The following is a 24,572-nucleotide window of genomic DNA, read 5'->3' on the forward strand; positions in this document are numbered from 1 at the left end:
ATCGTCATGAATGCAAGTTCAATGGAAAAAGCCACAGAGGTGGACTATTTCATCACCAATGTAGTTGAGGCAGATACAGTAACAGCGTCGTGGATAGTCAAGACTTACACCGAAAGAAATTGGGTGGAAGTATTCTACCGAGAAGCCAAAGGATGGTTAGGGTTAAGGGAATACCAAGTCAGGGATAAACGAAGCTTACTTCGTCATTTTATCTTGGTGTTTTGTGCCTATACATTTATCCTGTGGCATAAGTTAACTGGGGGATTGCAAAGGCGGTGGGCGAATCGACCTTTAAACACTTTTGTGGAAGCTTTAGAAGCTTTTCGGACAGCGATGTCTTTCCGTTTCTTTGAGTGGCTGACCGAGAATCGGGATGTGTTTGCCGCTTACAAAGCCAGTTTAGGCTTTATTTGGGCTTGAAATTTGTTTAAGTCCCATTAGGATTTTTTCGGGTGTTTTTGAGACTTTTTCCATCTATACCTAGCCCCAATTTATGTCATCTCTTTGTCCATATTCTTCTAATGCCCATTCATTAAACATTTTTAACAAACTCTGCCATTTAACTCCCATCATTACCCTTCTAATTGTTGAATAGGATGGGACTCTTTCGGGAATTATATTAAATTCTTGACTGAGCCTGTGCCGATTATTTTTAGCAAACTCTCCTAGCTCTCTCTAACCTGAGTATCCTAGCATTGTTCCTAGTATTATTACTACTAATACTATCCATAAAGGGTGTCTTTTTCCTTGATCTTTCCGAAAGTCCTTGACTTGTTTCAGTTTTTCTATTAAGCTCAACATATGTTTTAAAAGTTGCCGGTCACTTATCATTTTACCTGATAGTGATCGCTTTTACTTTTGATATTCTGATGGGAGAATGAAACAGCCCTAGGGGGTTGGGGGGGCCACACCCTGCCACCACCGAAAAACTTTTTGCCGCAAACCCTAAATATAACTTAACTCAGTAAAAAAGACTTATTCGGATGGACAAGAAAGCCTTTTTTCAGCGCTTCTCGTCCTAATAACATCCGAAAACCCATGACATCGCGATTAGTTAAAGTTAATTCGATCGCCCATTGACGACCACCAAGCAATACACTTGTTCTAATAACAGGACGTAGTTGACTTTGACCCCCAGAATTTTTTACCTGTCGCCATTCGAGGATTTCTGCGGTGGTGGTGACAGTGTGGTGACTATCTTTTTGGTAGGGATGAACTTGAAAGCGCAGCCAATTGCGATCGCCATCCAGAAAAGGGTGGAGATGAAAAGCGTGTAGGGCCGAGGAGCGAGCGCCTGTATCAATCTTGGCCTTTATTTTGGTAATGCCTAAATCAGGTAAATCCAGCCATTCTCGCCAACCGATGATGATTTTATCGGGTTTCATCCGTCTATTTAGTTTTTTCTTCTTCGATTTCCCGCTGCATTTGGGCGATTTCTTCGGGAGTCATCGCTTCCAGGCGTTTTTTAAAGACGGCATCTTCGTAATCCTTGCGCTGTTTGCCGTAGGTCATATTATCGGTGGCAACTCGAAACAGATAGGTAAAAATCCAACCGATGACACCACCTACCAACACCGCTTGACTCCAAATTCCCGCCGAAGCACTATCTAAACCGGTTTTTTGTAGGATAATGTAGAGGATGCCGCCCATAGCAAACATCCCTATACCAATCCCGATGACATCGATGCGTCTCATGGGTTTTTTTGGTTGATAACTTAAGCTTTTAGGGTACGACGTTGGGGACGGAAGTTAAGGAAAGGACTTAACAACAGCATCCCGGGGAAGAAAAAGCTCATCAGAAAGTACATAAACCCTCTTTCCCAAGAAGAAGCCACATACCAGCGCGTATTGAGGTAGTAGTAGATAACGGCGGGAATGACGAGCAAATACAAGACACTGAGAGATAGGTAGATCAGGGCGATGATAATGGTTTCTTGCGTCAGAATTGATTGCATAAGGATTGATTTTTCTCAATGGCTGTCGGTGAACGGCAATTCACCTGCTGATTATTTTACCCCCTCTTTCCCCCTTTGCGGCGATCGAATTGGCGGGCTAAAATAATTGTTGAAAATACTCTTGCCAATTAAATTATTTGTGATATGATAAAAAATTGTCGGTTAAATAACGGGGGCGTGGCGGAATGGTAGACGCTACGGACTTAAAATCCGTTGAGCCTTATAAGCTCGTGAGAGTTCGAGTCTCTCTGCCCCCATCGCTCGAAGTCTATATTTAAACTGAGTGTTGGGTATTTTAGTACAAATGCCCAAACTGCCTCTCCTTGCCCCTAGGAAAAACTTTTTCAGCCAGCCCTATCTAAAATATCCAATAATTCTAGGGGATGATGAATCAGATGATCGGGGTTAAATTGAGTGAGAATTTGAGGGGAGTTAAAGCCCCAAGCGACGGCCACCACTTGCACTCGACTTTTTTGGGCAGCAGTAATATCTCTAGTTTCATCGCCGACATAAATCATTTCATCGAGACAGAATTTATTTTCTCGAATCAGGCGATCGATAATTTTGTGTTTGCCGAATAAAGGCGTTCCCGAATAGATAAAATCAAATAAATTTAAGAGTTGATTATTTGCTAAAAATATGGTGACGTTTTCCTTGGTATTAGAAGTTATTATTCCTAATCTATAGCCTCTTTCTTTAAGAGTGGCGAGGCAGTGATGCCAGCCATGGAAAGGTTTCAGACATTCAATTTGTTTATTTAATTCCCGTTTAACTCGATAGAGTAAAAAAGGGATTTTAACGGGGGAAACTTGGGATTGTTTAATAATTTCTTGGGAACTAAGGTTTTTTAGTCTGGCCAAATCTTCCTCGTTGATGGGTTGATAACCAAAATTTTTAGCCAAACGATTGACAATCTCCACGAAAGTATCGTGGGTATCGGCGATAGTACCATCAAAATCGAACAGGACTACTTTAATTGTCATCTTGTGCGGGGTGAGGGGAATGGGCTAAATTAGCTTGGGCATTACGTCGCCACTGCTGGGGTTTAATTCGACGCAGGGCTGACGAGATGAAACGACGATCCCACTCCTCTATAGTTAGATTAGCTAATTCCTCCAACCTTGGCGAGAGGTTTTCGGGACGAGGTTGAAAATCCTCCACGTCGGTAACTTGGGCAAAACGTTGATTCCAAGGACAGACATCTTGACAGATATCGCAGCCAGCTACCCAACCTTGTAAATTCTCGGCAATTTCTGTAGGCAAAGTTACAGCACGATTTTCGATGGTATGATATGCAATACAGCGATTAGCATCCACCACAGAGGGACTAACTATTGCTTGGGTCGGACAAGCGCTTAAACAACGGCTACAGGTGCCACAATGGGCGCTATGGGGTCGATCGGGTTCTAAAGGTAAATTAGTTAATATTTCGGCTAAAAAAACCCAACTGCCGTAATTACGGGTAATTAAGTTACCATTCTTGGCAATCCAGCCGATCCCTGCTCTTTGCGCCCAAACTTTATCCTGTACCGGTCCTGTATCCACATAGTAACGGGTTTGAATTTGCTCCCCCTGACTTTCTAACCATTGACTGAGGGCTTTTAATTTTTTACTTAATACTTTGTGATAATCCCGTCCCCAAGCATAACGGGAAATTTTGCCATGGTTTTGCTCTTGACTGTGTTGCTGGGGGGTGTAGTAGTTAAGGGCGAGACCAATTAGCGATCGCGCTTCTGGCCAAAGAGTTTTGATATCCTGTCGTTTCGGGTTAGTCATCCAATCCATATCAGCGTGATAACCCCGCTCTAACCAGCTTTTTAGATGGGATACCGCCGAGTCTTGGCTGTCCACAGAGGCAATACCGACCCCATGGAAGCCCAACTCTAGCGCTTTTTCTTTGATCTGTGTTTCTGATACCATAGAAATATCTTAAGTCAAGTATTTGTAACAATTATTTACAATGATCAATTTATTGAGCCAAATCCCAGGCTGAACAGTTAGAAACTATGATCAACGAAGAAACTGTTGTGGTTCCCGTCCCCGCTATATCGTCCTCATACTAAATCCAGTTATTAAAAACTGATTATTTATTCTCCGTTTTGCATGAGTGCATGAGTAGAAAACGGGTTTCTCCGAGAAACCCGTTTTCTGTGCGTTACTCAACGGATTTAGTATAACTATTGACTTGCTCAATTAACACCCGTCCCTAAAATGACTTGCACTTTGCTAGTACAATTATAGTAAAATAAGAAAGATTAAAACAAATAACCATGTCTCAACCGATTACCATCGAAGATATCTATAAACTTTTTGAGAAAACTAACGAAAAGTTTGAACAATCACGCCAAGAATACGATCGCCGGGCTGCTGAAGCCAAGGCCGAAGCCGATCGCCGGGCCGCCGAAGCCAAGGCCGAAGCCGATCGCCGGGCCGCCGAAGCCAAGGCCGAAGCCGATCGCTGGGCCGCCGAAGCCGATCGCCGGGCTGCTGAAGCCGATCGCCGTTTAGCCAAGCTAGAGAAAACAGTGGCCAATACCAGTCGTGCTGTGGATAGTTTAACCACTCGCTGGGGAAGATTTGTCGAGGAATTAGTCGAACCTGCTGTTATTAGCCTATTTCGTGGCAAAGGTATCGATGTCAAAGAAACCTACAGTCGTGCCAGGGTAAAACGGCAAGGAATAGCCATGGAGATTGATATTTTAGCCGTCGATGAAACCGAGGTAGTTTTAGTAGAATGTAAGTCTCGTTTATCGAAAGATGATGTCAACGAGTTTTTAGAAAAATTAAGTCGATTTAAACAAGCATTTCCCCATTATAAAAACTATCAAGCTTATGGTGCAGTGGCAGGAATAGAAATAGATGAAGGAGTAGATCGTTATGCCTATAAACAAGGTTTATTTGTAATTAAACCATCGGGAGAAACGGTAGAAATCATTAATGATTCTGGTTTCGAGCCTAAATTATGGTAGGAGAAAGATGGTTCCTTCATCTGGCAAAGTATTGGCAGCAGGTCTAATTTTTCCAACCTAGGACTATACTAACTTATGGATACGATGCAGGATTAGTATTCATATTTTGATTCAGTAACGTCTTGCATAATTAATTTTTGAGGATTCAAAAACGGCAAAAATAAGGATTAAATTGCCTAAAATCTGTGAAGAGACCATTTAATTGATTATTATTCATGCTTAATTCTCCTGACTACTGACGACCGGCTCCTAATCCCAACAACAATTTTTGATTTTTACCAGAGGTCTAGTAACGTCTTGTCCTAAAATTGCCAATAGCCAGTTTCAATGCACAAGAGCCTGATGGCTAAAAACTGGCTCCAGTTTTTGACCGGGATAGCACCGCTTGATCACAGTGGATCGTAAAATGGGATAATGCTAACTTTGAGAGTCAGAGAGACTATGAGTGAATTCGACTACGATTTAATTATTATCGGTGCTGGAGTTGGTGGCCACGGAGCAGCCCTACACGCGGTCAAATGTGGGCTAAAAACGGCTATTATCGAAGCCAAAGATATGGGAGGAACCTGTGTCAATCGCGGTTGTATTCCTTCTAAAGCTTTACTGGCAGCCTCGGGACGAGTGCGAGAATTAGCCGATAGTGACCATCTGAAAAGTCTAGGTATTGCCATCGCTGGCGTTAATTTTGACCGTCCGACAATTGCCGATCATGCTAACAACCTTGTCAGTAAAATTAGAGGCGATCTCACTAATAGTCTTAAACGTCTCAAGGTTGATACTATCCACGGTTGGGGAAAAATCGCCGGTCCGCAAAAAGTTAGCGTCATCGGGGATAGTGGCGAAAAAATCTACACCGCTAAGGATATTATGCTCTGTCCGGGGTCGGTTCCCTTTGTCCCACCGGGGATCGAGATCGATCATAAAACGGTTTTTACCAGCGATGAGGCCGTTAGATTAGAAACTTTACCCAAGTGGATCGCAATTATCGGTAGTGGTTATATCGGTCTGGAATTTTCGGATATATACACCGCTTTGGGTTGTGAAGTGACGATGATCGAAGCTTTAGATAGTCTCATGCCTGGATTTGACCCAGAAATCTCGAAAATCGCTGAAAGAGTTCTGATTAAACCTAGAGACATCGAGACTTATGTGGGAGTTTTGGCAAAAAGTATTAAACCGGGGAATCCTGTGGCCATTGAACTGGTGGACGCAAAAAGCAAAGAAGCGATTGAAATTTTAGAAGTAGATGCTTGTTTAGTCGCTACAGGAAGAATCCCGGCGACAAAGAATCTCGGATTGGAATTTGTGGGGGTAGAACTGGATAAACGCGGTTTTATTGCCGTTAATGACAAAATGCAGGTAATTCAGTCCGGTGAACCGGTTCCCCATCTCTGGGCTGTGGGTGATGCTACGGGTAAAATGATGTTAGCTCACGCTGCTTCGGGTCAAGGGGTAATAGCCATTGAAAATATCTGTAATCGCCCAAAAACCATCGATTATCGCAGTATTCCCGCCGCTGCTTTTACCCACCCCGAAATTAGTTATGTGGGTTTAACGGAACCGCAAGCAGAAGTTTTGGCACAGGAAGAAGGGTATAAGGTCGCTGCTGTCAAAACCTATTTTAAGGGAAATTCCAAGGCTTTAGCGGAAGGAGAAACGGAAGGCATCGCTAAAGTCGTTTATCGTCAGGATACGGGCGAATTACTCGGTGTTCATATTATCGGTATCCACGCATCGGATTTAATTCAAGAAGCGGCCAATGCGATCGCTGAACGTAAATCTGTCCATGAACTCGCTTTCCGCATCCACACCCATCCAACTCTCTCAGAAGTCCTCGACGAAGCTTATAAACGCGCTGAAGTGGCAGCATAGAGTCAGTTATCAGTTATCAGTTATCAGTTATCAGTTATTACCGTTAAGTTTCTGACTCCTGAATTCTGACTCCTTTCTCTTTTTTTACTTTTTACTTTCAAGATTATGTTTGGATTAGGTTGGCCAGAAATAGTAATTATTGCTGTGGTTGTTCTCCTGATATTTGGACCGAAAAAAATACCCGAATTTGGGGCAGCTTTGGGGAAAACTTTACGGGGATTTAAAGAAGAAATCAATAAAGATGAGCAAGAAATTGAAGACAGTGACGAGAAGATGAGATAGATTTCGCCAGGATGAAACTCCGCTACAGCAGTTATCAGTTATCAGTATTAAATAGTAGTTTCCCACTTTCTTTTCACTCTTTGCTGTTTACTGATCACTGATTACTGTTTACTGCTCACTGATTACTGAATATCTGCTTCTCCCCCCACCACCACATCGCGGATGCGGAGACTGGGGCCACCGCAGCCGACGGGTAAACCACTTTGACCCCCTTTTCCGCAGCCTCCCGACTCGTCCCAGTAGAAATCATCCCCAATTGCCTCAATATTGGCTAGGGTTTTAAAGACATTACCGGAGAGAGTCACATCCTTAACCGGTTCAGCAATTTCCCCATCGCGAATCATCCAAGCTTCCCCGGCGCTAAAAGTGAACATTTCGCCGTTAGTCATGCCTCCCTGCCAATTTTGGGCATAAACTCCCGTTTTTATCCCCGAAAATAACTCTTTAACGGCAGTGGTTCCCCGTTCAATCCAAGTGTTGGTCATGCGGACAATGGGCGGATAATGATAATTGAGACAACGAGCGTTACCGGTCGGTTTTTCGCCTAATTTGCCCGCCGTTTCCCGCGAATGCAGTCTTCCCACCAAAACCCCATCTTTAATTAACTGAGTCGTGGTCGCGGGGGTTCCCTCATCGTCATAAAAATAACTGCCCCGATGACCTTCCGGATAGGCCCCGTCAAAGATTTGCAGGTTATCTGGTCCAAAACGTTTGCCCATACTCATCACTTCCAAAAGGTCGGGATTTTCGTATAACATATCTGCCTCGGAAAGGTGGCCAAAAGCCTCATGGACGAACAGACCGGTTAAAATGGGATCGATGACGACGGTGTAGGTATCGCCCTTGACAGGGGGCAAAACTAGGGCTTGTACGGCACGTTTAGCCGCCCCCTGCACCTGTTCTTCTAAATTGACCAGATCCTCGAAAGCTTTTCGGGAGCCCGTGGTTTCCCGGCCTGTTTGTACGCTGTCCCCATCCCTAGCGGTGGCCGAAAAACGCATTTCTAAGTCCGACCATTTTTGTTCGATTAAAGTCCCGTCAGAAGTGCCTAAAAGAATATGTTGACTGCTATCGCTGTAACGGACGGAAGTGGTGGCAATACTGGGATGATGTTGACGCAATAAATTATTATAGCGATCGCAGAGGGCTTTTTTATCAGCTAATGGTACTAAACGGGGATCCGTTCCCGTTAAAGGCAATTCACAACTAATAATTACAGGTTCTACCGGAGCAATCAGGGTTTCTTCTTCCCCAATTAAACGGGCAGCAGCGATCGCATCTTCTAATCGTTCCTGTAAACTGGATAATTGATTAAAGCTGGCAAATCCCCAACCTCCTTTATAACAAGCGCGTACCTGACCACCGATAGCAATACCTTCGCTGAGGGTTTCCACTCGTTCGGAACGTAGTAGAATATTCGTCCCCCGCGCTTCTTCCAGACGAATTGTCAGGAAATCGACGCGGTTTTTATAACGGTTAATCAGTTCGCTAATTAGGTTTTTATAGTCGGTGAGAGTATCGGTCATAGGAATTATGAATTATGAATTATGAAGTGGGAAGTGGGGAGCTTTTTTGCTGTGAACAGTAATCAGTAATCAGTAAACAGTAAGCAGTAAAGAGTGAACTGATAACTGATACTAAATCTGGTTATTAAAGACTGATTATTTATTCGCCTTTTTGCATGAGTGCATGAGTAGAAAACGGGTTTCTCCGAGAAACCCGTTTTCTGTGCGTTACTCAACGGATTTAGTATGATAACTGATCACTGACAACTGAAATTAGGCGAGATAATCCTGTAAAGCTTTCACCTCTAAAGGTTGGGATTGCAGGGATTTTAAGGCCGCTACCGTCGCTTTTGCCCCGGCGATAGTGGTGATAATTGGTAACTTATAATCGAGGGCAGTACGGCGAATTTGTCGGCCATCGTTTTGGGATTCTTCACCACTGGGAGTATTGACAATAAACTGAATCAAGTCATTTTTGATCCAATCGATAACGTGGGGACGACCTTCGTGAATCTTTAGCACTAAATCGATATTTTCGCAACCGTTTTCTAACAAAACTTTACGAGTTCCGGAAGTGGCGACGACGCGAAAACCGAGGGATTGCAGATCCTTAACTACGGGAACCATGGGGGTTTTATCGCGATCGTTCATCGAGACAAAAACCGTCCCACTGGTGGCTAAAATCACGCCGGCGGCCATTTCTGCCTTAGCGAAAGCTTTGCCAAAATCGCTGTCAATCCCCATTACTTCCCCTGTAGAACGCATTTCTGGTCCCAGGAGAGTATCAGCACCGGGGAACTTCTGGAAGGGTAAAACCGCTTCTTTGACGGCGATATGACGGGGAATTGCTTCGCTGATGATACCCAATTCTGCTAGGGTTTTGCCCGACATGACGAGGGAGGCAACTTTTGCCAGAGGAACTCCCGTTGCTTTGGAAACGTAGGGAACAGTACGACTAGCGCGGGGATTCGCTTCTAAGATATAAACTGTCTCCCCCTGTACCGCATACTGGATATTCATCAAACCGATTACTTTTAAAGCTTTCGCTAGTTCCACCGTCCATTGTCGAATTGTGGTTAAAACCGAGGCACTCAGGGACGTATGGGGGATAGAACAGGCAGAATCGCCCGAATGTACGCCCGCTTGTTCGATATGTTCCATTAATCCCCCGATAACTACTGTTCCCGTGGCATCTGACAGGGCATCCACATCCACTTCGATGGCATTTTCGAGGAATTTATCGATTAAAATCGGGTGATCCGGTTCTATCTGTACCGCATACTTCATATAGCGTTCCAATTCGCTATCGGAATAGACGATTTCCATCGCCCGACCGCCCAAAACGTAGGACGGACGTACTACTACAGGATAACCGATGCGTTGAGCCACCGCTTGGGATTCTTGGAAATTGCGGGCAATACCGTTGAGGGGTTGTCGGATATCTAATTCTCGGAGGATTTTTTCAAAACGTTCCCGATCTTCGGCGGTATCGATCGAATCGGGTGAAGTTCCCCAAATTTTGGTATTTACGGGACAATTAGGCGATTCTAAATATTTTTGCAGGGGAACCGCCAGTTTTAAGGGAGTTTGCCCACCGAATTGAATAATTAAACCCTCTGGTTGTTCCGCTTCGATGATATTTAAGACATCCTCTTTGGTCAGGGGTTCAAAGTAAAGGCGATCGCTGGTATCGTAATCGGTGGAGACAGTTTCCGGGTTAGAGTTGACCATAATCGTCTCAAAACCGGCTTGACTGAGGGAAAAAGCGGCATGACAACAACAGTAGTCAAATTCTATCCCCTGGCCGATGCGATTGGGACCACCACCGAGGATCATCACTTTGCGTTTATCGGAGGGTAAAACTTCCGATTCTACCTGTTCGTAGGTGGAATAATAGTAGGGTGTCAGGGCCTCAAATTCCGCCGCGCAGGTATCCACCATTTTATAAACGGGAACAATACCTAAACCCTTGCGATAACTTCTCACTTCGTCCTCGCTGCTGTTGGTGGCGAAGGCGATTTGGCGATCGCTAAATCCCTGTTGTTTAATAGCGAATAGGTCCTCTTTGCCGAGACTTTTCAGGGGAGTTCGTTTGAGAAACTTCTCGGTTTCCATCAAATCGGCCAATTTATCGAGGAACCAGGGATCGATCCCGGTTAGTTCGTGGATTTCCTCCCCATTCATGCCCAATTTAAAAGCATGATAGATACTATAAACCCGTTCGGGGTTAGGTGTCCGCAAACCGGCCCGGACTTCCGAGAGAGGGGGGAGAGTTTCGACTTTATCGCAACCAAAGCCAAAACGTCCCGTTTCTAGGGAGCGAAGCGCTTTTTGAAAGGATTCTTGGAAAGTTCGACCGATAGCCATGGCTTCCCCGACGGATTTCATCTGGGTGGTTAGAATCGGTTGGGAGCCAGGGAATTTCTCGAAGGCAAAGCGAGGAATTTTGGTGACGACGTAATCGATAGTCGGTTCAAAGGAAGCCGGGGTTTTTTTGGTGATATCGTTGGGAATTTCGTCTAAAGTGTAGCCTACTGCTAGTTTAGCGGCAAATTTAGCGATCGGGAATCCCGTGGCTTTCGATGCTAGGGCCGAAGAACGGGATACCCGGGGATTCATCTCAATCACGATTACGTCGCCGTTAGTGGGATTAACGGAGAATTGGATGTTCGATCCGCCGGTTTCTACGCCAATTTCCCGAATAATTGCCTTAGAATAGTCCCGGAGGCGTTGGTATTCTTTATCGGTCAGGGTTTGGGCGGGCGCAACCGTAATCGAGTCGCCGGTATGGACCCCCATCGGGTCAAAGTTTTCGATCGAACAGATGATCACCACGTTATCGGCTAGATCGCGCATGACCTCTAATTCGTATTCTTTCCAGCCAATTAGGGATTTTTCGACGAGAATTTGCGATGTAGGCGAACAATCTAGACCATACTGGGCCATCGGTTCAAATTCTTCTTGGTTATAGGCAATACCGCCCCCCGTTCCGCCTAAAGTGAAGGCCGGCCGGATAATGAGAGGATAGGAACCGATCTGATGACCGATCGCTTTTGCCTCCTCTAAATTGTTGGCAATCCCCGAAGGACAAACGGGAACACCGATTTTCTCCATTGCTTTTTTGAATAGTTCCCTATCTTCGGCTTTTTCAATAGCGGGAAGTTTTGCCCCGATCAGTTCCACGTTATATTTTTCTAAAACGCCGCTTTTGGCCAAAGCTACGGCGGTATTGAGGGCAGTTTGGCCGCCCATAGTCGGTAGAATCGCATCAGGACGTTCTTTGGCGATAATTTTCTCGACAATTTCCGGCAGAATTGGTTCAATGTAGGTGCGATCGGCCATTTCTGGATCGGTCATGATCGAGGCGGGGTTAGAATTGACTAAAATTACCTCATAACCTTCTTCTCGTAGGGCTTTACAGGCTTGAGTTCCCGAATAGTCGAATTCACAGGCTTGTCCGATGACAATCGGGCCAGCGCCCAAGATTAGGATTTTCTGTAAGTCATCACGGCGTGGCATAGGCTTAGGGTTGCTTGAGGATAAACCCCAATCATTGTATATGTTGTCACCCCTCTATTCCCTAAAGCTTTATTTAGGTTTAATGACCTTATTCTAGCTGTCAGCCTTGAATCAGTGATCGGTGATCAGATCTGAGCCTTGCACTAGCGACTGTTCACTATCTCCCCGCTCCCCAACACCCAACCGCTCACCGGATAGGTACTGGTACTATTTGGGAACGATTGTCAAACAATTGTAAAACTTCGTTATATTTAAGGAACATTTGAGAGACTAAGGAGCATCGGAGTTGTGGCTTTATACGCAGATTTGCATCGGCATTTAGGGGGATCGGTAGTACCGAGAATTCTCTGGCGCTACTTTCACAGACATGAGCGGGATTTAGCGGCCAAATTCCAGGAATACCCCGCTTTTGAGGAATTTTACACCCGTGAACGCAATAGTTTAGATGAGTATTTGGAATTACATACCCTCGTCGAAAGTGTTCAAACCGCCCAAACTTTGCCCTATTTTATTTATCGTCTGATTCGCGGCGCTTACATCTTCGAGAATCTTGCCTATTTAGAATTGCGCTATACTCCCTACTATCGCACCGACGAACATTTGAACCAAACAGAGCGAATCGAGCAAATGCGCTCGATTGTCGAGATCGTCGGTCAAGCCTCGAAAATGAGCGAATATCCGATTATTACCAGTCAAATTCTCTGTATGCACTCGCGACTTCCCTCCGAAGTCAACAAAGCGATCGTTGATCTGGCCCTAGAGATGAAAGAATACGTCTGTGCGATCGATATTGCCGGGGGTGATTCCTACTACCAAACTCGACTAGAGGAATTTGCTGGTTTATACAGTTATGCCAGGGAAGAGGGTTTAAATACCACCGGCCATCTTTACGAAACAAAGGACGGTTGTTATCCCCAATTACTGCCCTATCTGCAAAGAATTGGTCACGGTATTCAAATTCCCCTACAATATCCGGAATTGCTGCCGGAAGTTGCCCGTCGTCATCAATGTTTAGAAGTCTGTCCCACCACCTATTTAAAAACTGGCACCCTCAAAAGTTTATCGCAATTAAAGATAGTCTTTGATCGCTGTTCTGAAGCGGGGGTTGATATTGCTATCTGTACCGATAATGCCGGTTTACACAATGTCCGGCTGCCCTTCGAGTACGAAAATTTACTCACCCTGGACGTGATCGATTTTCGACAATTACAAGCTTGTCAAGATGCGGCTTTTCGTCATGCTTTTGCCTGGCCCTACAGTCAAAAACCCGCCTCACTTTTAACTGGTTTGTTATCAGTGGATAATCCCAAATTACCAGTTTATCAGTAACAGAATTAACTTTAGTTCGGGTTAAGCAACTTCTAACCCGATTTCCCATCGGGGTTTTTGCCCCTCCCGAACTACTGAATCTTGATTAAACTCAACCCAAAGAGAGTATAGGTACAGAGAGAGCCGAGACCGAACATCAGGGAACGAGCGATTGGGACATTAGTGATATAAAAAAGGGAAAATAAAAGCCGGAGGATCACAAAAGCGATCGCACAGGTAGCGGCCAGGGAGGAGGAGACTCCTGTAACGTAGGCCATGAGAGCGGCGGCACTATAGATCATAAAGGTTTCAAAACCATTTTGATGGGCCCAAGTTGCTCGTTTAGCGTAGTCTGGGAGTTGGTCGAACATGGCCCGGGGAGCGGAGGTATCGTAACCCACCTTAGCTCTAGCGTAAGCCACCAGCAGAAAAGGTAGATAGACAGAGATAGCGGCAGCCACTATCGAATAGAGAAGAATGGCACTGACGGAGAGATTCATCGCTGAATTTAGTCAAAATAAAATAGGGTAACTAGCTTGCGTTGATCTTCCGCTTCCGCGCAGGTTTGCAAAAGGGTTTGACTGTCGTGGAAAGCAAAACAGATTAACTGTTGACAACGATTGATAATCTCCCGATTACAGAGGCTGCTGGCTTCCCCTAGGGATAGATGGTCATTTTCGGGACATTCCACCAGATGGATAACCTGCTGGAGTTGTTCTTGGGATTCCAGGGGCTGGCGATCGAGACTTTGGGGTAAGATCACGGTTAACAGATTAGGATCTGCCCGCATTGCCCCCTTAATGACGGCGGAATTGGTTCCCGTCGCCCCGGAGGTCATAATCCGATTGCCCGCCAGCACGAGGGCATAGGCCATCATTTCGATCAATTGCTGGTGCGTGATGGGAACGTGACGGGAACCCAATAAAGCGACGCGCTTAGAACCGGTCTGCTGAATGGCGGCTAGTTCTTGAGCTAGAGTGTCTAGGGTGTTAGTGGTATCTACAGATTGACTCAAAGACTTTTACTGCAAATTCGGACTGATTAACCGTCCGTTATTGTAGCATCGAATTGTCATGATCGGAAATTTGGCCCAAAAAACCCCAGCGACCGATCGAGGTGTTCTTTCGGTGGTGGTCCCCTATGATCCCTCAGAAATTGTTATTGGTGGGGAAGTGCCTCTAGATTCTGCGGTAAGATAGGTGCATAGACGATATTTACCCCAGAGCCATGACCACTTCTCCTGTTCCCCAAGGGGACGATTTTAGCGATCGCCAGATCCGTCCCGTACAATATCGGGATTTGGAAGACATTGAAGCTTTAACCCTGGATGACTTCGATGAGGATATTGATCGTCGCGCCCAAAATTTCCGCACGCAGGTGCAACAGGTGCGGCCTTGGTTTGGGTTGTTTAAAATTCTCAGTTTTTTTCCCAATCCTCTCCAACACCGTTTTCATGTCTATGTGGCTGAGTCCATGGCCAATCGGGGAGAAGAAGGGAAAATTCGCGGGGCAATCCAAGTCACCCCTTTTAATAGTAGTCGCAGCACTTGGCGGGTGGAACAGGTGCGGGTGCATCCGGCGGAGTCTTTAAGCGAACCCAAGGGCATCGGGGCGCAATTACTGCGTTATTGTCTAGAAACGGTTTGGGAAGCGCGCACCTGGGTGTTAGAGGTTAATATCAATCAAAAGGACAGTTTGGCACTTTTCCGGCAACACGGTTTTCAGCCTTTGGCGGAATTAACCTATTGGTCTTTACCGCCGCAATTATTACAGGAATTGAGCAAACAAGAGGCAGATTTACCGAATTTACTGCCCGTGAGCAATGCTGACGCTCAATTACTTTATCAGTTAGATTGTGTGTCTATGCCGCCGCTACTGCGTCAGGTATTTGATCGCCATATCCAGGATTTTAAAATCAGTTTAGTTGATAGTTTGCTCTATCGCTGTCAAAGTTGGTGCGGCAGTCCGCAAATTAGTCGCGGTTACGTTTTTGAACCGCAACGAAAAGCGGCGATCGGTTATTTTGAATTAATTCTATCTAATCGGGATGAGCGACCCCATCAAGCGAAATTAATTGTCCATCCCGCCTACACTTGGCTCTATCCTAAGTTATTAATCCAGATGGCCCAGATCACTCGCAAGTATACCCCTCGCTCGCTAGAGTTGATATCTGCCGATTATCAGCACGAAAGACGGGAATATCTGGAACAATTGGGAGCGATCCGCAGTTCCCACACCCTGATGATGTCGCGCTCGGTATGGCACAAAATCCGCGAAACTAAGCCGGAAAATTCCGCCCTGGCAGAAATGCTGCAGGGTTTACAACCGGTGCCGCGAACTCCCATCCCTAGTCGGATGTCTTGGTTAAAATGGCCCAATAATCCCCCCCTGGACCCCCTCGACAGTCCGGGGGAACTTCCCCCGGTCAAACCGCCCTCGGAACCCCCCGATCAGGGGCATCCAGTGTGATGGAAAGAGTCGCCGCCCTCGGCTTAGATATCGGCAAAAAACGGGTAGGAGTGGCAGGATGTGACGGCACTGGTTTAATCGCCACCGGTTTAACCACGATTATCCGTTCTTCCTTTGTTGCCGAATTACCACAGTTTGAGGCGATTGTCAAGGAAAGAAATATTAAGATTTTGGTGGCGGGACTGCCCTATACCATGGCCGGAGAACTAGGATTTCAGGCCCAACAGGTGCAAAAATACGCCCAGAAACTAGCGATCGCCTTAGATTTGCCCCTCGAATACATTGATGAGCGTTGCACGTCCCTAGAGGCGGAAGAATTCTTAAAAGCCAAAAAACAGTTTTCCTCTTGGGATAAGGGAGCGATCGATCGGGAAGCGGCGGCGATTATTTTACAACAATGGCTCGATCGCCGACGGCGAGTTAATACTGTTGTTTGAGGGGAAGAGCGAACATTGTCACCAGAAAAATTACTAGGGGCAAGGGGCGAATTTTAATCATTTTCCTGCTTCTTCGTCGGTTTGTAGTCTTGTTTTAGCAATAATGCGGGTTTTCTTTAAATCTCCCTCGCTCAATTCTTCTCCCACCTGTAAACGGGTGGCATTAGTTTGGAGGACAGTGGCGGCGTTTTTTTCTCCCAACTGTAGAGCGGTTTTGGCCGCGGTTTGTAGCATGGTGGCGGCGGCTGCTCGATCGCCCTGTTTTAATTTTTCTTCAGCGATTTGGGTTTGACGATATTTGGCTAAAGTCAGAGTCGATTTCTGAACTTGCTCGTTTAATTGGGATTGATAGATAGCTTGGGAGGTGATATCAAGGCTAAAAGTCGCAGTTTCTAGTCCTTTTTGACCGGAAGCGGGATCATCGTAGCGAATCTTCACTTTAGCTATGGTGTGAGTACCGGGGGGAATTTGGTCAATATAGAGATTGAGGAGGAGAATTTTTTCTTCATCTATCATTAAATCACCCAAACGGGTGATGTAAAAATTGCCCTCTTTTTGTAGGCTCATTTCTATAGTTTCTGGAGCAACTTGGGCAATGGGTTTTAACTCCGCTAAATGAGTCCTGGAATCTAATTCTAATTGCAGGAAAGCGTTAGTTAACCGCACAGATTGCAGACGGTTAAACAGACGAGTAAATTCAATTAAAGCCTGTTCGGGTCTTTCGATATAAGATAAACTTCCGCCAGCGATATCGGCAATTTTTTCTAGGATATCTTGATTCCAACGATCGCCAAAACCGAAGGTATTTAAGGTGATACCGTACTCAGCCGCTACTGCGGCTAATTTTAAACAGCGTTGATTATCTCCGTGTTCATTTTCACCATCGGTAAGCAGAAAAATATGAGATACATAACCTTTGCTGCCGCTGGAACTTTCTTGGATACCTAATTTTATCCCTTCATCGATCGCCGTACCTCCCCCCGCTTGTAATTGTTGAATTTTTGAGCGAATTAAGGTCAGATCATCCTCTCGCGATTGGGAGGGAAGAATAACTTTGGCGCGATGATCGAAAGCTATTACCGAGAGACGATCATTAACTCCGAGGGATTCTATTAAACTTAAAGCCGCTTTTTTGACCGTTTCTAGCGGTTTTCCCTGCATAGAACCGCTATGATCGAGAACTAAACAAAGATTAATCGGTAAATTTGTGTTGATCTGTTCACTGGTGGCGGCGATCGATAGCATCAGTTGACGTTGACTGCTGTTTTGATTAGCATCGATATGACTGTCACTCAAGGCCGATTTTAGAGTTACCCGCATAAGAGTTTTTAATCGTGGTCGTTGATATTTATATTGTAATGAGTATAGTTAGATTTGTGTTTATTTTACCGTCCGGCATCGAGTTAAACAAGTTCCAGAAGTGGCTGCATTTAATTTTCGTCAATCTACGATACTCACCTGCGGTTGTTCATATATTGGGAATAATTTTAAAATCACTGATAATTCCCGATTGTCGATATTTCTACAAAGTTAAGATGCGGCCCCAGCAGTTCTTGCGGGAAATTTTACCTTAGCCAGTCGGCCCTATTCTTTCGTGGAAGTCATGGTAAAATCTCTTTAATGCGAACTAAAGTTATTTACTTTTTTTGAGATGATAACAAATTGGAATCGATGTTGATCAGGGGAAGGGAGCCTGAACCAGTCATGACGACAGGAAAACGTCCATCCCACTTTTCGATTGCTCGTTGTTGTAAAATTTCTGCTGTTAGGTTTTGGCGCAATAGTTTTTGAGCTTCTGCCTGTCCCTTCGCGCGGTTGATTTCCGCTTTCGCTTCCTGTGCTGCTTGTTGTGCGCGAAAAGCAGCTTCTTGTGCCTTTTGTTCCGCTACTTGTTTGGCTTCAATCGCTGCGTTAAACTCTTCAGAAAAACCAAAATTAACGAGAGATACATCATTGATAATTATCCCATAACGTCTTAGTCTTTGGGCGAGGGAATTGTCAATTTCACGTTTGAGTTCTCCTCGCTCTTGCAAGATATTTTGTACGGGACGTTGTGCTGTTGCTGCTTTGACAATTTCCGATACTGCTGGGTTGATAATACCAGAGACAATCTCATTGATATCCCCAACTTGTTGATAAATCTGATTAACTTTGTCGGGGTCGATGTGCCAGTTAACGATAATAGTTGTTTCCACATCTTGCAAATCTTTGGAAGCTCCTTTTGCCTTTACTTCCGTTGTTTGCACTCGAACGTTGAGGGTCTTGATCTTGGTGACAATCGGTATCACGGGATGAATTCCTTCATCGAGGATTTGTTTCTGCACTTTGCCAAAGTACATGACAACGCCGCGTTCGCCAGTATCAATAACGGCAAAAGGGCGCAGTATGGTAGTAAAAGCTAATATTAAAATTCCCCCCGCCATTAATGGTATTATATTGCGATTGTAATTCATGACAACTCCTGAGATATTTGATCGGTTTTATCGTACCACTGTTATTATAAGTAAGTAATCTCAATTAATTTTTAGATAGTGGGACAAGCTTCTGGTTCTTTGTATTTTATCTTTAATTGTAACCGGCTACTTAGTTGATGATAGGTGGTGCGTTACTTCAATCATAGTCCATCACACAATCACAGTCGATGATAGGTGGTGCGTTACGAGGGATTGTTACCTTCCAGTCACAGCAGCAATTTTGGCTGTCTAACGCACCCTAAGTTTTACTTTTTGTTAACCACAAAGACAGGAAGTTAGGATTTTAACTAAGGGAGAGAAGGAAGGTTAGGGGAACCATTCAACAAAGCGGCGATCGCTTGTTCTAGGGCCAGGGAAATATGAGTCCAATGGGTTCCCCCCTGACAAAAAACGATATAGGGTTCCCGTAGGGGTCCATCGGCGGAGAATTCCGAGGTGCTACCATCGATAAACGTGCCACCAGCCATCACTACTTGGCTCTCATAGCCCGGCATTTGGGCAGGAATGGGTTCCAAGTAGGAACCGATGGGAGAATAGGCTTGAATGGCTTTACAGAAGGCAATCAGCTTATCGGGGGAACCGAGTTTAATCGCTTGAATAATATCGCGTCGAGGCACAAAAGGAGCGGGATTGACTGGATAACCCAACTTATCGCCCACATAGGCAATTAAATGACTGCCTTTCATCGCTTCTCCCACCATTTGCGGTGCTAGAAACAATCCCTGATAAAGAAGACGATTTTGGTCAAAAGTTGCCCCTCCCTCCCTACCGATCCCCGGTGCTGTCAGACGATAGCAGGCCATTTCCACTAATTCCGCTTTACCTGCTATGTATCCCCCGGCCGTGACGATTGTACCTCCGGGATTTTTAATTAGAGAACCGGCCATTAGATCTGCCCCCACGTTGGTGGGTTCTTGGGTGTTGATAAATTCTCCATAGCAATTATCGACAAAACAGACCGTATTCGGGTTTTGTTGTTTAACTATACGGACAATTCTCTCGATTTCGTCAATAGACAAACTCGATCGCCAGGAATAACCGCAAGACCTTTGAATATGTACTAAACGGGTTTGGGGTTTAACTGCTGTTGCCAAGGCCAACCAATCGATCGCACCGGTAGAATCTAGCTCTAATTGCCGATAACTAACGCCAAAATCCTTTAAAGAGCCTTGACCACTGCCCCTAATCCCAATTACTTCTTCTAGGGTATCGTAGGGCGCACCCGCTACCGCTAACATCTCATCCCCCGGTCGAAGAACCCCATACAAGGCACAGGCGATCGCATGGGTTCCTGAAACAAATTGTACCCGCACCGCTGCCTTTTCGGCCCCCAGGGCTTGGGCGAACACTTGATCTAAAGTATCCCGTCCCAAGTCATCATGACCATAACCACTAACACTGGCAAAATGATGCACCCCGACGCGGTTTGCACGGAAAGCGCAGAGGACTTGACGGAGATTTTCCTTGACCTGTGCGTCAATTTCCGAAAAAATGGGCAGTAAGGCCTTTTCTGCCCTGTGGAGTAGAGGGGGGATATCCATCAAACAATAGACTGTGATATTTGTTACTATTTATTAAGCGTCAAAGTTCCCCCTGTGTCAAATCGAGACAGATAAGACGATGATGCTCTGTCTCCTGTTGTTTCCCTTTGGGTTATTCAATGACTGTTGCGACTTCCGAAAAACTTCCCATTGACTGGGTGACTCTCATCTACATGGCTTTTATCCACTTAGTGGCTCTTTTAGCCTTCTTGCCTAGCAATTTTAGCTGGGGTGCAGTGGGAGTGACATTGATTCTCTATTGGATTACCGGGGGTTTAGGAATTACCCTCGGTTTTCATCGTCTGGTCTCCCATCGGAGTTTTAAGACTCCCAAATGGCTAGAATACTTTCTGGTTTTCTGCGGGACCCTCGCTTGTCAGGGGGGTGCGATCGCATGGATAGGTTTACATCGTATTCATCATAAATATTCTGATACTGCTCCCGATCCCCACGATTCTAATAAAGGTTTTTGGTGGAGTCACATGGGTTGGATGCTGCACGAAATTCCTGCCGACGAAGAAATCGCTCGTTTTACCCAAGATATCGCCGACGATCCTTTCTATAAATTCTGTCAAAATTATTTTGTTCCTATCCAAATTGTTTTAGGCTTAATTCTCTATGCTATAGGCGGTTGGCCGTTTGTAATTTGGGGAATTTTTGTTCGCTTGGTCTTAGTTTTCCACTCCACTTGGTTTGTCAATAGCGCCACCCACAAATTTGGTTATGTTAGCCATGAGTCCCACGATAATTCTAAAAATTGTTGGTGGGTTGCTCTCTTAACTTTTGGTGAAGGTTGGCACAATAATCACCATGCCTATCAGTATTCTGCCCGTCATGGACTACAATGGTGGGAAGTTGACCTGACTTGGATGACCATTCGTCTGCTGCAAATTCTGGGATTAGCTACTAATATTAAGTTACCCCCCAGCACAGCAACGGCGACAGAAAGTTAGTTTTATCCAGTTGTTAAATTAAATCTAGCCGAACTTATGTTTAAGTTCGGTTATTTTTTCTCCGACTTAACCCAAATCTAACGGCTTTTCCCACGGCACAACTGAGGAATATAGGTACGGCGAATCCTCCCCCAAAAAACGAAATCATTGATAGGATAAACTTGATTATTTCCTCCTCTGTCGAACATTGACTGGGAAAGCACAACTCATCCCAAGAGCGAAGGATAACCAACCAAAAAAGAAAACACACAGGGGAAATAAGAGGCAAAAAACCAGACCCCCCGCTAGACAGCCTAATCCATTGGCCTTTCTATTCGATTTCTTCTCTGTCACCATCTCTATCGCTAACTTTTTCTAAGCCGTAGCATAAAAAGGTCAAACTATCAACTTTTTTAACAAATGTTTAATATTTACGCTGATGTGCCGGAAAGACCCCAGAGAACGTATATTTAAAGCTAATCCCCAAATTATATTAAGTTTCTAATGAAAAAAATCTCGATTTTAGGCTCTACAGGCTCGATCGGCACTCAAACTCTCGATATTGTCACCGATCATCCCGATAAGTTTCAAGTGGTGGGATTAGCCACGGGTAATAATATTCAACTACTATCGGAGCAAATTCGGCAATTTCGCCCGCAAATCGTGGCGATTAATAACGAAGGTCAACTAGAAGACCTAAAAAGCCTAATTTCCGACCTTGACTATACCCCGATTATCCTAGCAGGAAAGGAAGGAGTAATCGAAGTGGCCCGTTATGGCGATTCCGAAAGCGTCGTCACGGGAATTGTCGGTTGTGCGGGATTGCTGCCGACAATTGCCGCTATTACTGCTGGTAAAGATATCGCCCTCGCTAATAAAGAAACCCTGATTGCTGGCGGTCCAGTGGTGCTGCCTTTAGTGGAAAAACACCGAGTTAAATTATTACCTGCTGACTCGGAACATTCAGCTATTTTTCAATGTTTACAGGGAGTTCCCACTGGGGGATTAAAAAAGATTATTCTCACCGCTTCTGGGGGTGCTTTTCGGGATTTACCCGTGGAAAAATTGCCGCAAGTAACCGTAGCTGATGCCCTGAAACATCCTAACTGGTCTATGGGCAGAAAAATCACCATCGATTCGGCTACTTTAATGAATAAAGGTCTAGAAGTTATCGAAGCTCATTATTTATTTGGTGTCGATTATAATGCGATCGATATTGTTATTCATCCTCAAAGTATTATTCACTCTTTAATTGAGTTACAGGATACATCGGTTTTAGCTCAATTAGGCTGGCCAGATATGCGTTTACCCCTGTTATATGCCTTGTCTTGGCCCGAAAGAATTTATACCGATTGGGAACCTTTGAATTTAGTTAAAGCCGGCAGTTTAACTTTCAAAGAACCCGATCATCAAAAATATCCCTGTATGGGATTAGCCTACGCAGCTGGCCGCGCAGGTGGGGCAATGCCAGCAGTATTAAACGCGGCTAATGAACAAGCGGTAGCGTTATTTTTAGAAGAAAAGATTAGCTTCTTAGATATTCCCCGGGTGATCGAAAAAGTTTGCGATCGCTTTGCAATTCATAACACTTCTACCCCTAGCCTAGATGACATTTTAGCCGCCGATAATTGGGCGCGTCAAGAGGTATCTAACTGTCTGATTGCCAATCTGGTCTAGATAGTCTAGATTCTGTAGGGATGTTAACTCTAATGTCTCTACAGGTCTAGGATAGAAAAATTACTAATTTCGGCTATTTTTTCTAGATAACCTTCAATAAACCTCTTGCCTAATTAATTTTTGAGGGTTCAAAAACGGCAAAAATAAGGATTAAATTGCCTAAAATCCGTAAATAGACCATTTAATTGATTATTATTGATTCTTAATTATCCTGACTACTGACTCCTAACCCTAACAACAATTTTTGATTTTTACAATGAGGTCTAATGACCCTGAAACTTGATCAAAAATAAGATAAAATAAACAAGATAGCGGTTATTACTTTTAATTTTCTATGGTTACAACTTCTCTATCCCTCCCCGAAATCGCCAGAGAAACCCGTCAAGCGAGTCGTCAACTGGCTATCCTGACTAACGAAGAAAGGAATGAAGCTTTAGAGGCTATTGCTGAGGCTTTGACTGCCAATGCCGATAAAATACTAGAAGCGAATATCGCCGATGTTCAAACAGCCAAGGCGATGGAATTATCCCCAGCTTTATGTGCGCGATTAGAGTTAAGTCCCAGCAAATTAAAAGCCGCTATTGCCGGGGTGCGAGATGTGGCTAAATTAGCAGATCCTTTAGCTACGATGCAAATTAATCGGGAATTAGATCAAGGTTTAATTCTGCGGAGAATAACCTGTCCTTTAGGGGTTGTAGGTGTTATTTTTGAAGCTCGTCCCGATGCTTTAATTCAAATTACCAGTTTAGCGATTAAATCTGGTAATAGCGTTATTTTAAAAGGGGGGAAAGAAGCGATCCGTTCTTGTCAAGCTTTAGTAACAATTATTCATCAGGCCTTGAGTGAAACTAAAGTTAATCCAGCGGCGGTACGATTATTAACAACACGAGAAGAAATTCAGGAACTCTTAAAACTCGATCAATACATCGATTTAATTATTCCTAGAGGTTCTAACGAATTTGTTCGTTATATCCAAAATAATACCCGCATTCCTGTCCTCGGCCATGCCGATGGTATCTGTCATCTCTACATCGACAAAGAAGCCGATTTAAGCAAAGCAATTAGGATTACCGTTGATGGTAAAACCCAATATCCTGCCGCTTGTAATACCATTGAAACTTTATTGGTTCATCAAGACATCGCTAGACAATTTTTACCCGCAGTGGCCCGAGCATTAGAGGAAAAAAAGGTTAAATTATTGGGAGATGAAGCAACTCGTCAGATGATTAACGTACCATCGGCCACAGAAGAAGACTGGCAAACCGAATATAGTGATTTAATTCTGTCAATTAAAATTGTTGATAGTCTAGAATCAGCGATCGAACATATTAATTATTACGGTTCTCGACACACGGAAGGCATTGTCAGCGAAAATCTTAACACGGCCAAAACCTTTAGCGATCGAGTCGATGCCGCCGGAGTTTTTCATAATTGTTCCACCCGATTTGCCGATGGTTTCCGTTACGGTTTTGGGGCCGAAGTGGGTATCAGTACCCAAAAAATGCCTCCCCGCGGTCCGGTGGGATTAGAGGGATTAGTCACCTACAAATACCAATTAGTGGGAGATGGTCATATTGTCGCCGATTATTCTGGGGAAAATGCCCAATCTTTCACTCATAAGGATTTATAGTC

General features: G+C 44.6%; 22 protein-coding genes, 1 tRNA gene and 2 pseudogenes. 12 read left to right on the forward strand and 13 right to left on the reverse strand.

Annotated elements, in window-relative coordinates:
• Nucleotides 1-420, forward strand: a pseudogene (locus H6G48_RS17880) (IS701 family transposase); the annotation flags it as partial.
• A 16-nt stretch (nt 421-436) separates the two neighbouring features.
• Here H6G48_RS17880 and H6G48_RS17885 read toward each other — a convergent pair.
• The 4 genes and pseudogenes from H6G48_RS17885 to ndhL form a co-directional block, all read right to left on the reverse strand.
• Nucleotides 437-801: pseudogene (locus H6G48_RS17885) on the reverse strand (transposase family protein); the annotation flags it as partial.
• A 155-nt stretch (nt 802-956) separates the two neighbouring features.
• Nucleotides 957-1,385 carry an ATP-dependent zinc protease family protein gene (locus tag H6G48_RS17890; RefSeq protein WP_002795887.1) on the reverse strand — a complete coding sequence of 143 codons (429 nt, stop codon included), beginning with the start codon at nt 1,383-1,385 and terminating at the stop codon, nt 957-959.
• A 4-nt stretch (nt 1,386-1,389) separates the two neighbouring features.
• On the reverse strand, nt 1,390-1,695 hold the full coding sequence (locus H6G48_RS17895) for a DUF3007 family protein (protein WP_002763321.1): 306 nt from the start codon (nt 1,693-1,695) through the stop codon (nt 1,390-1,392).
• 20 nt (nt 1,696-1,715) lie between these two features.
• On the reverse strand, nt 1,716-1,955 hold the full coding sequence (gene ndhL, locus H6G48_RS17900) for an NAD(P)H-quinone oxidoreductase subunit L (RefSeq protein ID WP_002732218.1): 240 nt from the start codon (nt 1,953-1,955) through the stop codon (nt 1,716-1,718).
• 171 nt (nt 1,956-2,126) lie between these two features.
• Here ndhL and H6G48_RS17905 point away from each other — a divergent pair.
• Nucleotides 2,127-2,212 (forward strand) — tRNA-Leu (locus tag H6G48_RS17905).
• Between the two features lie 87 nt (nt 2,213-2,299).
• Here H6G48_RS17905 and H6G48_RS17910 read toward each other — a convergent pair.
• Entirely contained in the window at nt 2,300-2,938 is a 639-nt protein-coding gene (locus tag H6G48_RS17910) for an HAD-IA family hydrolase (protein ID WP_190722712.1), read from the reverse strand.
• The gene (queG, locus tag H6G48_RS17915) at nt 2,928-3,875 is read right to left on the reverse strand and encodes a tRNA epoxyqueuosine(34) reductase QueG (protein WP_190722713.1); all 948 of its coding nucleotides are present in this window, start codon (nt 3,873-3,875) and stop codon (nt 2,928-2,930) included. Before queG ends, H6G48_RS17910 begins: the two co-directional genes overlap by 11 nt.
• A 350-nt stretch (nt 3,876-4,225) precedes the next feature.
• On the opposite strand from queG, the gene H6G48_RS17920 reads away from it, so the two are divergent.
• From H6G48_RS17920 to tatA, 3 genes are all read left to right on the forward strand, one after another.
• On the forward strand, nt 4,226-4,924 hold the full coding sequence (locus H6G48_RS17920; RefSeq protein WP_147071181.1) for a DUF3782 domain-containing protein: 699 nt from the start codon (nt 4,226-4,228) through the stop codon (nt 4,922-4,924).
• Between the two features lie 441 nt (nt 4,925-5,365).
• Nucleotides 5,366-6,796 carry a dihydrolipoyl dehydrogenase gene (gene lpdA, locus H6G48_RS17925; protein WP_190722714.1) on the forward strand — a complete coding sequence of 477 codons (1,431 nt, stop codon included), beginning with the start codon at nt 5,366-5,368 and terminating at the stop codon, nt 6,794-6,796.
• Between the two features lie 105 nt (nt 6,797-6,901).
• Nucleotides 6,902-7,078, forward strand: a complete 177-nt coding sequence (tatA, locus tag H6G48_RS17930; protein ID WP_190722715.1) for a twin-arginine translocase TatA/TatE family subunit — start codon at nt 6,902-6,904, stop codon at nt 7,076-7,078.
• Nucleotides 7,079-7,200: 122 nt separating this feature from the next.
• Here the strand turns inward: tatA and H6G48_RS17935 are convergent, their stop codons facing one another.
• Entirely contained in the window at nt 7,201-8,604 is a 1,404-nt protein-coding gene (locus tag H6G48_RS17935; protein WP_190722716.1) for a TldD/PmbA family protein, read from the reverse strand.
• Nucleotides 8,605-8,856: 252 nt separating this feature from the next.
• The gene (carB, locus tag H6G48_RS17940; protein ID WP_190722717.1) at nt 8,857-12,102 is read right to left on the reverse strand and encodes a carbamoyl-phosphate synthase large subunit; all 3,246 of its coding nucleotides are present in this window, start codon (nt 12,100-12,102) and stop codon (nt 8,857-8,859) included.
• A gap of 288 nt (nt 12,103-12,390) precedes the next feature.
• Here carB and H6G48_RS17945 point away from each other — a divergent pair, with 288 nt between their 5' ends.
• Complete coding sequence (locus H6G48_RS17945) at nt 12,391-13,431, forward strand: amidohydrolase family protein (protein WP_190722718.1); 1,041 nt, start codon at nt 12,391-12,393, stop codon at nt 13,429-13,431.
• Between the two features lie 71 nt (nt 13,432-13,502).
• Here the strand turns inward: H6G48_RS17945 and H6G48_RS17950 are convergent, their stop codons facing one another.
• Together H6G48_RS17950 and H6G48_RS17955 are read right to left on the reverse strand one after the other, a co-directional pair.
• Nucleotides 13,503-13,910: an MAPEG family protein gene (locus H6G48_RS17950; protein WP_061432305.1), complete on the reverse strand. Its 408-nt coding sequence runs from the start codon at nt 13,908-13,910 to the stop codon at nt 13,503-13,505.
• Between the two features lie 8 nt (nt 13,911-13,918).
• Nucleotides 13,919-14,425 carry a hypothetical protein gene (locus H6G48_RS17955; RefSeq protein WP_002741066.1) on the reverse strand — a complete coding sequence of 169 codons (507 nt, stop codon included), beginning with the start codon at nt 14,423-14,425 and terminating at the stop codon, nt 13,919-13,921.
• Between the two features lie 58 nt (nt 14,426-14,483).
• On the opposite strand from H6G48_RS17955, the gene H6G48_RS26935 reads away from it, so the two are divergent.
• The 3 genes from H6G48_RS26935 to ruvX are packed head-to-tail and all read left to right on the forward strand — an operon-like array spanning nt 14,484 to nt 16,316.
• The gene (locus H6G48_RS26935; RefSeq protein ID WP_268807312.1) at nt 14,484-14,609 is read left to right on the forward strand and encodes a hypothetical protein; all 126 of its coding nucleotides are present in this window, start codon (nt 14,484-14,486) and stop codon (nt 14,607-14,609) included.
• Nucleotides 14,610-14,637: 28 nt separating this feature from the next.
• Nucleotides 14,638-15,879, forward strand: coding sequence for a GNAT family N-acetyltransferase (locus H6G48_RS17960; protein WP_190722719.1), 1,242 nt, complete (start codon nt 14,638-14,640; stop codon nt 15,877-15,879).
• Nucleotides 15,879-16,316, forward strand: a complete 438-nt coding sequence (ruvX, locus tag H6G48_RS17965) for a Holliday junction resolvase RuvX (protein WP_002763343.1) — start codon at nt 15,879-15,881, stop codon at nt 16,314-16,316. Before H6G48_RS17960 ends, ruvX begins: the two co-directional genes overlap by 1 nt.
• Before the next feature lie 57 nt (nt 16,317-16,373).
• On the opposite strand, the gene H6G48_RS17970 is transcribed toward ruvX, so the two are convergent.
• From H6G48_RS17970 to H6G48_RS17980, 3 genes are all read right to left on the reverse strand, one after another.
• Nucleotides 16,374-17,636, reverse strand: a complete 1,263-nt coding sequence (locus H6G48_RS17970; protein ID WP_190722720.1) for a vWA domain-containing protein — start codon at nt 17,634-17,636, stop codon at nt 16,374-16,376.
• A gap of 317 nt (nt 17,637-17,953) precedes the next feature.
• Complete coding sequence (locus tag H6G48_RS17975; RefSeq protein ID WP_190722721.1) at nt 17,954-18,769, reverse strand: prohibitin family protein; 816 nt, start codon at nt 18,767-18,769, stop codon at nt 17,954-17,956.
• 308 nt (nt 18,770-19,077) lie between these two features.
• Complete coding sequence (locus tag H6G48_RS17980; protein ID WP_190722722.1) at nt 19,078-20,331, reverse strand: methionine gamma-lyase family protein; 1,254 nt, start codon at nt 20,329-20,331, stop codon at nt 19,078-19,080.
• A 119-nt stretch (nt 20,332-20,450) separates the two neighbouring features.
• On the opposite strand from H6G48_RS17980, the gene H6G48_RS17985 reads away from it, so the two are divergent.
• From H6G48_RS17985 to proA, 3 genes are all read left to right on the forward strand, one after another.
• Complete coding sequence (locus H6G48_RS17985; protein WP_190722723.1) at nt 20,451-21,284, forward strand: acyl-CoA desaturase; 834 nt, start codon at nt 20,451-20,453, stop codon at nt 21,282-21,284.
• 483 nt (nt 21,285-21,767) lie between these two features.
• Nucleotides 21,768-22,940: a 1-deoxy-D-xylulose-5-phosphate reductoisomerase gene (dxr, locus tag H6G48_RS17990; RefSeq protein WP_190722724.1), complete on the forward strand. Its 1,173-nt coding sequence runs from the start codon at nt 21,768-21,770 to the stop codon at nt 22,938-22,940.
• A 334-nt stretch (nt 22,941-23,274) separates the two neighbouring features.
• Complete coding sequence (gene proA, locus H6G48_RS17995; protein WP_190722725.1) at nt 23,275-24,570, forward strand: glutamate-5-semialdehyde dehydrogenase; 1,296 nt, start codon at nt 23,275-23,277, stop codon at nt 24,568-24,570.
• Nucleotides 24,571-24,572 lie beyond the last annotated feature (2 nt).

The sequence above is a fragment of the Microcystis flos-aquae FACHB-1344 genome (genome assembly GCF_014698375.1).
GTDB lineage: Bacteria > Cyanobacteriota > Cyanobacteriia > Cyanobacteriales > Microcystaceae > Microcystis > Microcystis aeruginosa.